Here is a 12,089-nt window from a genome sequence, read left to right on the forward strand (position 1 = left end):
CGGTGGCGGGCTGGTTCGGCGGCTGGCGGGCCGTCCGTTTGCCGGCGTACAAGCACCGTGTCTGAGATCCGTGGTCGGCTGCGGGGCCAGGCGGGGCCGCATCTGTCCCGGCGGCGAATATGCCCTATTTGCCCAGGCTTTGAGGCCTGTTGGGGGCCTCTCCTGCCCGGTCTTGTGTCCTGTGTTTCATTAAGGGGCTCTGAGAGCACTCAACCCGCCGAAAGAGGCCTGACGGCCGCCTCCCCCGTCACGTCTGCCCCACCACCCACTCACCACAGACACGGTGCTTGTGCATCGGCCGATGGACGGTGGTCAGCCGCCGAACTGAGACCGACTGCCCCATTCAAGTGGTGCGCAAAGCCCCGCCGAAAGCCGAGGCCCGCGACGAAACCCGAACCTCCCCCGGGGATTGTCGGGGGACCTTCCCCCGGGCCGCCCCCCCCAGCCTTCCCTTGCGGGGCAGGGCCGGGGGTCAAGGGTGAAGCGCAGCGCAATCGGCGAAGCCGACGCTCCGCAGGAGCGCCCTTGACGCCCGGACCGGACCCGCGACACTCAACAGCAAGGGGCGGCCCCACGCCGACCAACACAAGACCGGCCACACCCGACTACCCCTCGGCCCGAACCCGCAGCTTCCCCACACGCCGGCAGACAGACAGAGACAGGCAGACAGAGACAGACAGAGCGTCAGACCGACGCCCCCTCACTCCTCCACCATCAAACCCTTACGCAGCTTCTCCAGCGTCCGCGTGAGCAGGCGCGACACATGCATCTGTGAGATGCCCAGTTCCTCGCCGATCTCCGACTGCGTCATGTTGGCCACGAACCGCAGCGAAAGGATGTGGCGGTCCCGCTGCGGGAGTTCCGCGATCAGGGGCTTGAGCGACTCGACGTACTCGATGCCCTCCAGGCCGTGGTCGTCGTAGCCGATCCGGTCCGACAGTGCGCCCTCGGAGTCGTCCTCCGTCGGCTGGGCGTCCAGCGAGCTCGCGGTGTACGCGTTGCTCGCCGTCATTCCCTCCACCACCTCGTCGTGGGTGAGGCCCAGCCGCTCCGCCAGCTCCCCGACGGTCGGTGCCCGGTCCAGTCGCTGTGCCAGTTCGTCACTCGCCTTGGCGAGTTCGAGGCGCAGCTCCTGGAGCCTGCGCGGCACGCGTACCGACCACGACGTGTCGCGGAAGAAACGCTTGATCTCGCCGACGATCGTCGGCATCGCGAACGTGGGGAACTCCACGCCACGGCTCAACTCGAAGCGGTCGATGGACTTGATCAGGCCGATCGTGCCGACCTGGACGATGTCCTCCATCGGCTCGCTGCGGGAGCGGAAGCGGGAGGCCGCGAACTTCACCAGGGCGAGATTCAGCTCGACCAGGGTGTTGCGGACGTATGCGTGCTCGTACGTGCCCTCTTCGAGGGACTCGAGACGGGCGAAGAGCGTCTTGGACAGGGCCCGGGCATCAACCGCCCCCACCTCGTCGAAGGGCGGGATCTCGGGCAGGTTCTCCAGCCCCTCGGCGGGGAGGTTCTCCAGGCCTTGAGTGGGCAGGATCTCCAGATCCCTGGTGTGTGATTCACCCTTGGGACGCGGTTCGGAAAGCGGTTCGTCGAGCCGGGGTGCCATCGTTTCCTCCATCGTTCTCGGCATGTGGCCGCCGAAGCCAATACGCTCTGCTGCGGTTTGCGGCGCCTCCGAAGCCGGTCGTGTGGAATGTGTTCCTCCTAGCCCTACCCGCTCGGTACAGGCAGTTGCAAGTGCTAATTGTTCGGTTTGCCCTTATTGTGGGGGACTTCGGCTACCGGTCGGCCTGTGAAAGGCGTAATGTTCGATCGGCGTCAGCGGCATGCGACGCGCGCGAACTTCCGACGATGGCTACCAGACACGAAGAGGGACGGGAATGGACCGGCAGACGGTCGGCAGCGCGAACCGGGGCCGCCTTCGGGTCGAGGTTCGGACCGAGGGTCGGAGCGAGGTCGTCACGGTGGCCGGCGAGTTGGACCACCACACGGCGGACGTCCTGCGCGTACCGCTGGAGACGGCGCTCGAGCAGGGCCGGGCACGCCTGGTCATCGACTGCTCACAGCTCGAATTCTGTGATTCCACCGGGCTCAACGTACTGCTCGGTGCCCGTCTGACGGCGGACGCCGCCGGCGGCGGGGTTCATCTGGCGGGCATGCTGCCCGTCGTGGCCAGGGTCTTCGAGATCACGGGGGCGGACGCGGTCTTCACCCTCCACGATTCCGTCGAAGACGCCCTGGCGGGCTGAGGCGGATCTGGGTACGTGGCCCCCTACTCTCCCCGTCATGCCGCCGTCCGAGCCGGCCGCGCTGTCCGCCGGACGGGTCCTGCTGACTTTCGCATCGGTGATGTGGGTGTTGTCACGATACGCAGGGGCAGGAGTCTCCCCGCAGGCCCGCCGACCCAGCTCTCCCCGACCCGGTCTGTGATGTGTAGTGATCTTTAGTGACGAACTGGAATTCGGTGAATCGGTGAGGTGAAGCGCTGATGAGCACCACCCGGCAGCCTCCGCCGGGCGACCTCGGCCCCGAGCCGGACGAAGCGGGAACCACTTCCGCCCCGTCCGACGGGCGGGTACGCGCGCTCGCGCTGTCCGACGCGAGCGGGGTCGTCCCGCTCGCGCGTGACTTCACCCGCCAGGCGCTCTACGACTGGGGCTGGCTCCCCGCGGCGACCGCCGACCGGCGGGCGGCCGCGGAAGATGTCCTGCTGGTCGTCTCCGAGCTGGTCACCAACGCGTGCCTGCACGCCGAAGGACCGGAGGAGCTGCGCGTCTCGACCAACGCGAAGGTCCTGCGCCTGGAGGTCACGGACCACGGCGCCGGCCAGCCCGAACCCCGTACCCCGCACCGCGCGGGCCGCCCCGGCGGGCACGGCATGTTCATCGTCCAGCGGCTCTGCCTCGACTGGGGTGTCGTGCGGAACCCCGGCGAGACGGGGAAGACGGTCTGGGCGGAGCTGGCGGCCCCCCCGTCGTGACGGGCGGCCCCACCCTCGTGAGCGGCCGGTCCGCCCTCTCTCTCGTGAGCCGTCGGCCGTGAGCCGTCGGCTGAGAGATGGACCACAGGTAGACGCGGAACTATCCCTTCGCATTCGAAGGCGCTTCACAGGATCGACTCCCTGACCCGCAGGCGCTCGCGATCGCTACCCAAGGCGCGCCCGGCGCGGACTACCATCACCCCATGACCCGTGTACTGCTCGCCGAGGACGACGCGTCCATCTCGGAGCCGCTGGCCCGCGCCCTGCGTCGGGAGGGCTACGAGGTCGAGGTCCGCGAAGACGGTCCGACCGCCCTGGACGCCGGCCTCCAGGGCGGGGTCGACCTGGTCGTCCTCGACCTCGGCCTGCCCGGAATGGACGGCCTGGAAGTGGCCCGCCGGCTCCGCGCCGAGGGCCACACCGTGCCGATCCTGGTGCTCACCGCCCGCGCCGACGAGGTGGACACCGTGGTCGGGCTGGACGCCGGCGCCGACGACTACGTGACCAAGCCCTTCCGCCTGGCCGAACTGCTCGCCCGGGTGAGGGCCCTGCTCCGGCGCGGCGCCACCGATCCCTCGCCCGCCCCCGCCACCCACGGCGTGCGGATCGACGTCGAGTCGCACCGCGCCTGGATGGGCGACGAGGAGCTCCAGCTCACGGCGAAGGAGTTCGACCTGCTGCGGGTCCTGGTCCGCGACGCAGGCCGGGTCGTCACCCGTGACCAGCTGATGCGCGAGGTCTGGGACACGACGTGGTGGTCGTCCACCAAGACCCTCGACATGCACATCTCCTGGCTCCGCAAGAAGCTCGGCGACGACGCGGCGAACCCCCGCTACATCGCGACGGTACGGGGCGTCGGCTTCCGCTTCGAGAAGAGCTAGGAAGAGCCGGGGGGTCGTCCCGCCCGGTACGACCCGCACCACCCCGCCCGGAGGGCACCTTGCGCCGTCGTCTCATCAATTCCACGCTCGCGGTGGTGCTGGTCGTCATCGCGGTGTTCGGGGTGTCGCTCGTCATCGTCGAGACCCGCACCATCAGCAGCAGCGCCCAGGAGAGCGTGGACAACGAGGCCGTCCGGATCGGCAGCATCGTGGACAGCCGGCTGCTCGGCGGAGAGAACATCACCCCCAGCATGCTGGCCGACCAGATCACCAAGGACCGCTACGCCCGGGTCGACATCCCCGGCCACCCGCCCGTCCAGTTCGGCGACCACCCCACCGGCAGTGTCATCCGGGGCAAGGCCACCGGCGAGCAGGGCGAGAAGGTGGTGGTCGAGGAGCGCCGCTCCTCCGTCACCCGTGAGGTCGGCCGTACCCTCCTGATCATCGGCGGGGTCGCGCTCCTCGCCGTCATCGCCGCCGTCCTGCTCGCCGTACGGCAGGCCAACAAACTCGCCTCGCCGCTCACCGACCTCGCCGAGACCGCGGAACGCCTCGGCTCCGGCGACCCGCGCCCCCGGCACAAGCGGTACTCGGTGCCCGAGCTGGACCGGGTCGCCGACGTCCTCGACTCCAGCGCCGAGCGGATCGCCCGCATGCTCACCGCCGAGCGGCGCCTCGCCGCGGACGCGTCGCACCAGCTCCGTACCCCTCTCACCGCCCTGTCCATGCGGCTGGAGGAGATCTCCGCCACCGACGACCTGGACACGGTCAAGGAAGAGGCCACGATCGCGCTCACGCAGGTCGAGCGGCTGACGGACGTGGTGGAGCGGCTCCTCACCAACGCGCGCGACCCCCGTACCGGCTCCGCCGTCGCCTTCGACATCGACGAGGTCGTCAAACAGCAGCTGGAGGAGTGGCGCTCGGCCTACCGCAGCGCGGGACGGGCGATCGTCTGCTCGGGCCGCAACGGCATGCGGGCCGTCGGCACCCCCGGCGCGGTCGCCCAGGTCCTCGCCGCCCTGATCGAGAACTCACTGATGCACGGCGGCGGTACGGTCGCGCTGCGCACGCGCGTCACCGGCAACCAGTCCGTCATCGAGGTCACCGACGAGGGCCCCGGCGTGCCCGCCGACCTCGGCGCGCGGATCTTCGAGCGGTCCATCAGCGGCCGCAACTCCACCGGCATCGGGCTGGCCGTGGCCCGCGACCTGGCGGAGGCGGACGGCGGCCGGCTCGAACTGCTCCAACAGCACCCGCCGGTCTTCGCGCTCTTCCTCAGCAGGGAGGCCCGTACCCGCAAGGCGCCGCACACCCCGCGGGGCGGCGACGACGGCGACGACCGCCCGGTCCGCTGAACCCGGCGCGTGCGCGTCGGTCAGCTCTGTATCCGGTCAGGACTGCGCTCCAGGAACGATTCGCCTGCCTCCGCGGGAAGCGGCACGGACCGGAACACCCAGCTGCGGTACGACCAGAAGCGGAACAGCGTCGCGACCCCGATGCCCAGGAACTTGAACACGTTGCTCTGGAGCGGGGTGTCCCAGCCGAACCCGTACGTCGCGGCGTAGAGAACCCCGTTCTCGATCACCAGGCCGACCACGCTGAACAGCAGGAACAGCGACAGTTCCTTCGTACGCCGGGTCTTGTCGCGGTCCCGGTACGTGAAGTGGCGGAAGCCGACGTAGTTGAAGACGATCGCCACGACCGTGGCGAGGATGCCGGCCCGTACCACCGGCACGTCCGTGGCGTGCCGTACGAGGTTGAAGACCACCAGATTGACCAGCAGTCCCACGGCGCCCACCGCACCGAACTTGGCCGCCTCGCGCACGAGCCGGTCCAGTCGCACACGGAGTGCGCCCCGTTCGCCCATATGCCCGCTCAGCCCCGTCCGGTCGATGTCCTGTGCGGCCATGCTAACCAGCGACCCTGTCGGCCGACCCGGGGCCGGGTCCGTGGCCCAGGACACACCTGAGGCGGAGGTGACGCACGGTAGGCCCCACAGAGGCCCGTCCCGAAGCCTCCGGACCCCAATCGACCTCCCCCGACCCCTCCGGGACCGCTCGCGGACTCCGTCCCGTCGCACGGCGGATACTCTGGGGGCGTGACGTTCCCGGTAGTCGGCATGGTCGGCGGCGGTCAGCTCGCCCGTATGACCCACGAGGCGGGCATCCCCCTCGGCCTCAGATTCAAGCTCCTCAGTGACACCCCCCAGGACTCAGCGGCGCAGGTGGTCGGCGATGTGGTCATCGGCGACTACCACGACCTGGACACGCTGCGTGACTTCGCGCGCGGGTGTGACGTGATCACGTTCGACCACGAGCACGTGCCGATCGAGCATCTGCGCGCGCTGGAGGCGGACGGCATTCCCGTGCGCCCGGGTCCCGACGCGCTCGTCCACGCCCAGGACAAGGGGGTGATGCGCGCCAGGCTGACCGAGCTGGGCGCGCCCTGCCCGCGCCACCGCATCGTGGCCGACCCCGCCGACGCCGCGGCCTTCGCCGCGGAGGTGGGCGGCTTCCCGGTCATCCTCAAGACCGTGCGAGGCGGCTACGACGGCAAGGGCGTGTGGGTCGTACGGTCCGAGCGTGACGCCGAGCAGCCCTTCCGGGCCGGCGTCCCGGTCCTCGCGGAGGAGAAGGTCGACTTCGTACGGGAGCTGGCGGCGAACATCGTCCGCTCCCCGCACGGCCAGGCCGTCGCCTACCCCGTCGTCGAGTCGCAGCAGGTCGACGGGGTCTGCGACACGGTCATCGCGCCCGCGCCCGGCCTCTCCGACGAGCTGGCGGGCGAGGCCCAGCAGCTCGCCCTGCGCCTCGCCAAGGAACTGGACGTCGTCGGCCACCTCGCGGTCGAGCTGTTCGAGACGGCCGACGGCCGGATCCTCGTCAACGAGCTGGCCATGCGCCCGCACAACTCCGGGCACTGGACGCAGGACGGCGCGATCACCTCGCAGTTCGCCAACCACGTGCGGGCGGTGCTCGACCTGCCGCTGGGCGACCCCCGGCCGCGCGCGCCCTGGACCGTCATGTGCAATGTCCTCGGCGGTGACTACCCCGACATGTACCAGGCGTACCTGCACTGCATGGCCAGGGATCCGCAGCTCAAGATCCACATGTACGGCAAGGACGTGAAACCCGGCCGCAAGGTCGGGCATGTCAACACCTACGGCGACGACCTGGACGACGTGCTGGAGCGCGCCCGCCATGCCGCCGGCTACCTGCGAGGAACGATCACAGAATGAGCACCCCTCTCGTCGGCGTCGTCATGGGCTCGGACTCCGACTGGTCCGTCATGGAGGCCGCCGCGAAGGCCCTCGACGAGTTCGAGATCCCGTACGAGGTCGACGTGGTCTCGGCGCACCGGATGCCGCGCGAGATGATCGCGTACGGCGAGAACGCGGCGGACCGCGGGCTCAAGGCGATCATCGCGGGCGCGGGCGGCGCGGCGGCTCTGCCCGGCATGCTCGCCTCGGTGACCCCGCTGCCGGTGATCGGCGTCCCCGTACCGCTCAAGTACCTGGACGGCATGGACTCCCTGCTGTCCATCGTCCAGATGCCCGCGGGCGTCCCGGTGGCGACGGTGTCGGTGGGCGGCGCGCGCAACGCGGGGCTGCTGGCGGCCCGGATCCTCGCGGCGCACGACCCGGAGCTCCAGGCCCGGATGCGGGACTTCCTCCAGGAGCTCAACGAGCAGGCGACGGACAAGGGCAAGCGGCTGCGCGCCAAGGTCCAGGGTGTGGACAGCTTCGGTTTCGGGAAGTGACGGCCATGGACTCCACGAACTTCCTCGAAGAGGCGCACGACCTGTTGGCCGAATTCCCCGTGGTCGACGGCCACAACGACCTGCCGTGGGCGCTGCGTGAGCAGGTCAGGTACGACCTGGACCGCCTGGACATCGCCGACGACCAGTCGGCCCATCTGCACACCGACATCCCCCGGCTCAGGAAGGGCGGGGTCGGCGCGCAGTTCTGGTCCGTGTACGTCAGGTCCGACATGGCCGGGGACGACGCGGTCAGCGCGACACTGGAACAGATCGACGTGGTCGGCCGGCTCCTCGCGCGCTATCCGCGGGACCTGGCCCGCGCGCTGACCGCCGACGACATGGAGACGGCCCGTCGGCAGGGCCGTATCGCCTCCCTGATGGGCGCGGAGGGCGGGCACTCGATCAACAACTCGCTGGCCACGCTGCGGGCGCTGTACACGCTGGGCGTGCGCTACATGACGCTGACCCACAACGACAATCTCCCGTGGGCGGACTCGGCGACGGACGTGCCCTCGGTGGGCGGCCTCTCGGCGTTCGGCCGTGAGGTCGTCCGCGAGATGAACCGCCTCGGCATGCTGGTCGACCTCTCGCACGTCGCCGCGACGACGATGCGGGACGCGCTCGCGGTGACCGAGGCGCCGGTGATCTTCTCGCACTCGTCGTCGCGGGCGGTCTGTGACCATCCGCGCAACGTCCCGGACGACGTCCTCGCGCTGCTCCCCGCGAACGGGGGCCTCGCGATGGTCACCTTCGTACCGCAGTTCGTCCTGCCGGAGGCGGTGGCGTGGTCGGCGGCGGCGGGGGAGAACATGACCGCGCACGGGCTGCATCCGCTGGCCAAGACGGCGGAGGCGATGAAGGTCCACGAGGCGTTCGAGGCGGAGAATCCGCGGCCGCGGGCCTTGGTGACGACGGTGGCGGACCATCTGGACCACATGCGGGAGGTCGCGGGCGTCGACCACGTCGGCATCGGCGGCGACTTCGACGGCACGCCGTTCACGCCGGTGGGCCTTGACGACGTCTCGGGCTACCCGAACCTGATCGCGGAGCTTCTGTCGCGGGGGTGGTCGCGGTCGGACCTGTCGAAGCTGACGTGGGGGAACGCGGTGCGGGTGCTTCGGGCGGGGGAGGACGTTGCTCGTTCGCTGTCGTCGGAACGGGCGCCTTCGCAGGCGACGTTGTCGTCTTTGGACGGGTAGCGTTCCGCCCGCTGGGCGCTGCGCCCGGCCTGGCGGCCGTGCCTGTTGTCCTCAATCGCCGGACGGGCTTGGTTTGTCGTGGTGACGGGGGGCGGGGCCTCCGGAGGTACGTGTGTCCGGACTGCGCTGCAATCCATATGCGGCTCCGCCGCGTGGTCACCGCGCTTCGCGCGAGCTGCGACGCTTTACGTCCGGACACACGCACCTCCTCCGACCCCACCCCCCTCACGCCGGACGGGAAGTGAACGACCCCGCCCGCCCGGGGTGGGCCAGGTCGTTTTGACGCGGCCCCCGGCAACGACCCGCACCAGGCCACTGGGCCGCAGCGGCACCATCAAGCCCGTCCGGCGATTGAGGACATCAGTAACCCGCACCCGGCGACGGGCGCGCGGGCAAATTCAAGCGTGTCCGGCGATTGAGGACAAAAGCCGGCCGCCAGGCCACCAACGGCTACGCCCGCCCAATCGGCAGCGTCAACGTGAAGACCGTTCCCACGCCCACCTCACTCCGCGCCCCCACCCCACCCCCATGCGCCTCCGCAAGCTTCCGCACGATCGACAGACCCAGACCACTCCCACCCGTCTGACGGCTCCGAGACTTCTCCGCGCGCCAGAAACGGTCGAAGACGTGCGGGAGTTCGTCGGGGGCGATCCCGCTCCCCGTGTCCGCGACCTCGATCAGGAGGTGGGGGCCGTCGGCGCGGGCCCGTAGCGTGACCACGCCGCCGCGCGGGGTGTGCCGGATCGCGTTCGAGACCAGGTTGCCCACCGCCTGGCGCAGCCGTACGGGATCCGCCTCCAGAAGCAGCCCCGGCAAGGGGGAGGCCAAGGACTCAGAGGACTCGGCGGACCCGGAGGAGACCGAAAGCGCCACCCCCGCCCCCTCCGCGTTCACGCGATGCGCAACCGCCGCCTGCGCCAGCAGCTCCCCCGCATCGACCCACTCCTTCCGCAGCCGCAACTCACCCGCGTCCGCCGCCGACAGATCCCGCAGGTCGTCGATGACGTGCTGGAGCAGCAGCGCCTCCTCCAGGAGAGACGTCAGGAGGACCTGGTCGTGCGCGACGACGCCGTCCTCCGCCGCCTCCAACCACCCCCGGATATTGCTCAGCGGCGTCCGCAGCTCGTGCGCGACATCGCTGACCATCGCCTTCCGTACGGACTCCAACTGCTCGCGCCGCTCCGACATGGAGTTGAAGGCCACCGCGAGGCGCCCCAGTTCGTCGCCCCCGGTCACGCGGACGCGCGCGGAGGTGTCGCCGTCCTCCATGCGCCGGGCCGCGTGGGTCAGGGCCCGGAGGGGCCGTACGAGCCGGATGCCCGCCAGGGTGGTGACCGTGACGGTCAGCAGGAGGACCAGCGCCGCGCCCCCGGCGATCCGCGCCCGGTTGCCCCGGGACAGGTCGAAGAACGTCGTGGCCGCGCGGGCCGGACTGCTGACGTACAGCAGCGCGACGGGCGCCACGTACGGCGCGAGCTGCTCCGCGCGGCTGGTGCTGATACAGGTGTTGACGAGCGAGGTGTTGTCCTCGGACGGCGCCTTGACGGGGGCGGCAGCCATGGCAGGGGGAGCGCTCGCGCTCGGGGTGGCCCCCAGGAGCCGGGGCGCGCGCGAGCCCGGAACGGCACCCGAGCCCAAGGCGGCTCCCGAGCCCGAAACGGCGTCCGGAGCCACCGTGGCCCCCACACCCGCCCCCCGCGGCGCCCCCCGCGGCGCATCCGCCGGTGCCGGCACCGGAGTCGGGGTCGGGGGCGCCCACGTGAAGTCCCTGGCCAGTACCACCGGAGGCGCGTGGACCCGGTCCAGGCACTTGTCGACCAGGGTGCTCAGCGCCGACAGCGCCCTCGCCTCCGTCCGCGTCGGCGCGTCCAGGGTCGTGTCCGTGCAGCGCTCCCCCGCGCCGGGGTCGCCGTTCGGGACCACCAGGCGTGGCCGGCCGTTGGGCTCGTCCGTGACCTGGGCGGTGACGCCCAGGGTGCTGCTCAGGCAGGTCGCACTCCGCGACGCGGCCCGGCGCAGGGTCTCGCGTTCCTTCCGGGGCAGCCGGAAGGGGCCCACCGCGCGCGGATCGATCCGGTCCGCGGAGCCGGTACGTGACAGGTCCGGGGTGACGGCGAGCGGGTTGACGATCGCGGTCGGCTTCGACGGAGGCCGGTACGGGTGCTCCGGCGCGGGCACGGAGTCGGCGACAGCCACCTCGCCCTGCCGCAGCACGATGCGGTGTTTGGTCTCGTCGGCGAGGGACGCGACCGTGGGGCCCACCCCGTCCCAGCTCGGATGGGTCGCCGCGTAACCCAGCAGGCGGTCGTAGATCTTCGCGTCGTCGGCGAGGGCCTGGCCCTGTTCCTTCTGGATCGCGACGGCCGTCGTCCGGACGACCACCCACGCGGTCGCGGCGACCGAACAGACCGAGACCAGTACGGTCACCGCCAGCAGCCGCAGCAGCAGACTCCGGCGCAGAGGTACGTTCCGGCCGGTACTGATGCCGGCGGGGGCGCTACGACGCATGGACGGGCCCCCCGGGGCGACCGGGACCGCCGCCATCACCAGAACCCGCGCCCCCGCCGTCCGCGAGCTTGTACCCCACCCCGTACACCGTCACCAACGTCCGCGCCGCACGCGGACGCGGCTCGATCTTCTTACGGAGGTTCATCACGTGCACATCCACCGTCCGCGAGGTGATGTAGCGGTCGAACCCGTGCAGCTGCTCCAGGATCTGGGCCCGCGTGAAGACCTGCCCCGGCCGTTCCGCCAGCACCTCCAGCAGCCGGAACTCGCCCGGCGTGCACTCGACCCGCCGCCCGTGCGCCCACACCTCGTGCCGCCCGGGGTCGACCCGCAGCGCCCCGACCGTCAGGACGGGGTCGGGGGGCGGCGCGGCGGCGGCCGTACGGGCGCTCCTGCGCAGCAGCGAACGGATCCGCGCCATCAGCTCGCGCGGGCTGAACGGCTTGGTCATGTAGTCGTCCGCCCCCAGGTCCAGCCCGAGCAGCAGGTCGTCCTCGGTGGAGCGCGCGGTCAGCATCAGCACCGGCAGGCCGGACTCGGTCCGCAGGATCCGGCACACGTCAAGACCGTCGACCTTGGGCATCATCACGTCCAGGACGAGGAGGTCCGGTGGCCTGCGCCGTACCTGCTCCAGCGCCGCCCTGCCGTCGTGCACGACCACCACGTCGTGGCCCTCCCGCTCCAGATAGCGGCGGACCAGTTCGGCCTGCTTCTTGTCGTCCTCGGCGACCACCACGTGCGCGCACATGC

11 protein-coding genes are annotated in these 12,089 nt (G+C 70.9%); 7 read left to right on the forward strand and 4 right to left on the reverse strand.

All coding sequences use genetic code 11. The features are described from left to right. Positions 1–700 precede the first annotated feature (700 nt). Positions 701–1,618: an RNA polymerase sigma factor SigF gene (locus tag ACIO1C_RS21085; RefSeq protein ID WP_401865708.1), complete on the reverse strand. Its 918-nt coding sequence runs from the start codon at positions 1,616–1,618 to the stop codon at positions 701–703. A 274-nt stretch (positions 1,619–1,892) separates the two neighbouring features. On the opposite strand from ACIO1C_RS21085, the gene ACIO1C_RS21090 reads away from it, so the two are divergent. The 4 genes from ACIO1C_RS21090 (at position 1,893) to ACIO1C_RS21105 (ending at position 5,228) form a co-directional block, all read left to right on the forward strand. Then, the gene (locus ACIO1C_RS21090; RefSeq protein ID WP_401865710.1) at positions 1,893–2,261 is read left to right on the forward strand and encodes an STAS domain-containing protein; all 369 of its coding nucleotides are present in this window, start codon (positions 1,893–1,895) and stop codon (positions 2,259–2,261) included. Between the two features lie 239 nt (positions 2,262–2,500). Next, complete coding sequence (locus ACIO1C_RS21095) at positions 2,501–2,992, forward strand: ATP-binding protein (protein WP_401865712.1); 492 nt, start codon at positions 2,501–2,503, stop codon at positions 2,990–2,992. A 203-nt stretch (positions 2,993–3,195) separates the two neighbouring features. Continuing rightward, on the forward strand, positions 3,196–3,873 hold the full coding sequence (locus tag ACIO1C_RS21100) for a response regulator transcription factor (RefSeq protein ID WP_167032446.1): 678 nt from the start codon (positions 3,196–3,198) through the stop codon (positions 3,871–3,873). A 59-nt stretch (positions 3,874–3,932) separates the two neighbouring features. Next, positions 3,933–5,228, forward strand: a complete 1,296-nt coding sequence (locus ACIO1C_RS21105) for an ATP-binding protein (protein WP_401865713.1) — start codon at positions 3,933–3,935, stop codon at positions 5,226–5,228. Positions 5,229–5,248: 20 nt separating this feature from the next. Here the strand turns inward: ACIO1C_RS21105 and ACIO1C_RS21110 are convergent, their stop codons facing one another. Next, positions 5,249–5,740 (reverse strand): GtrA family protein, encoded by a 492-nt coding sequence (locus tag ACIO1C_RS21110; RefSeq protein WP_401865839.1) that lies wholly within the window; start codon positions 5,738–5,740, stop codon positions 5,249–5,251. 231 nt (positions 5,741–5,971) lie between these two features. Here ACIO1C_RS21110 and ACIO1C_RS21115 point away from each other — a divergent pair, with 231 nt between their 5' ends. The 3 genes from ACIO1C_RS21115 to ACIO1C_RS21125 are packed head-to-tail and all read left to right on the forward strand — an operon-like array spanning position 5,972 to position 8,831. Continuing rightward, positions 5,972–7,111 carry a 5-(carboxyamino)imidazole ribonucleotide synthase gene (locus tag ACIO1C_RS21115; protein ID WP_401865714.1) on the forward strand — a complete coding sequence of 380 codons (1,140 nt, stop codon included), beginning with the start codon at positions 5,972–5,974 and terminating at the stop codon, positions 7,109–7,111. Continuing rightward, positions 7,108–7,632 carry a 5-(carboxyamino)imidazole ribonucleotide mutase gene (gene purE, locus ACIO1C_RS21120; RefSeq protein WP_401865716.1) on the forward strand — a complete coding sequence of 175 codons (525 nt, stop codon included), beginning with the start codon at positions 7,108–7,110 and terminating at the stop codon, positions 7,630–7,632. Before ACIO1C_RS21115 ends, purE begins: the two co-directional genes overlap by 4 nt. 5 nt (positions 7,633–7,637) lie before the next feature. Next, positions 7,638–8,831, forward strand: a complete 1,194-nt coding sequence (locus tag ACIO1C_RS21125; RefSeq protein ID WP_401865718.1) for a dipeptidase — start codon at positions 7,638–7,640, stop codon at positions 8,829–8,831. A 450-nt stretch (positions 8,832–9,281) separates the two neighbouring features. On the opposite strand, the gene ACIO1C_RS21130 is transcribed toward ACIO1C_RS21125, so the two are convergent. Continuing rightward, a complete protein-coding gene (locus ACIO1C_RS21130) occupies positions 9,282–11,339 on the reverse strand; it encodes a sensor histidine kinase (protein WP_401865720.1) in 2,058 nt (685 codons plus the stop codon). Next, on the reverse strand, positions 11,329–12,087 hold the full coding sequence (locus ACIO1C_RS21135) for a response regulator transcription factor (RefSeq protein ID WP_401865722.1): 759 nt from the start codon (positions 12,085–12,087) through the stop codon (positions 11,329–11,331). Before ACIO1C_RS21135 ends, ACIO1C_RS21130 begins: the two co-directional genes overlap by 11 nt. Positions 12,088–12,089: the final 2 nt, after the last annotated feature.

It is taken from the genome of Streptomyces sp. NPDC087420, assembly GCF_044744165.1.
Taxonomy (GTDB): Bacteria; Actinomycetota; Actinomycetes; order Streptomycetales; family Streptomycetaceae; genus Streptomyces.

Coding starts and splice junctions, on each gene's coding strand:
- ACIO1C_RS21085 (WP_401865708.1), bottom strand. CDS start 1,618: ATGGCACCCCGGCTCGACGAACCGCTTTCCGAACCGCGTCCCAAGGGT.
- ACIO1C_RS21090 (WP_401865710.1), top strand. CDS start 1,893: ATGGACCGGCAGACGGTCGGCAGCGCGAACCGGGGCCGCCTTCGGGTC.
- ACIO1C_RS21095 (WP_401865712.1), top strand. CDS start 2,501: ATGAGCACCACCCGGCAGCCTCCGCCGGGCGACCTCGGCCCCGAGCCG.
- ACIO1C_RS21100 (WP_167032446.1), top strand. CDS start 3,196: ATGACCCGTGTACTGCTCGCCGAGGACGACGCGTCCATCTCGGAGCCG.
- ACIO1C_RS21110 (WP_401865839.1), bottom strand. CDS start 5,740: ATGGGCGAACGGGGCGCACTCCGTGTGCGACTGGACCGGCTCGTGCGC.
- purE (WP_401865716.1), top strand. CDS start 7,108: ATGAGCACCCCTCTCGTCGGCGTCGTCATGGGCTCGGACTCCGACTGG.
- ACIO1C_RS21125 (WP_401865718.1), top strand. CDS start 7,638: ATGGACTCCACGAACTTCCTCGAAGAGGCGCACGACCTGTTGGCCGAA.
- ACIO1C_RS21130 (WP_401865720.1), bottom strand. CDS start 11,339: ATGCGTCGTAGCGCCCCCGCCGGCATCAGTACCGGCCGGAACGTACCT.
- ACIO1C_RS21135 (WP_401865722.1), bottom strand. CDS start 12,087: ATGTGCGCGCACGTGGTGGTCGCCGAGGACGACAAGAAGCAGGCCGAA.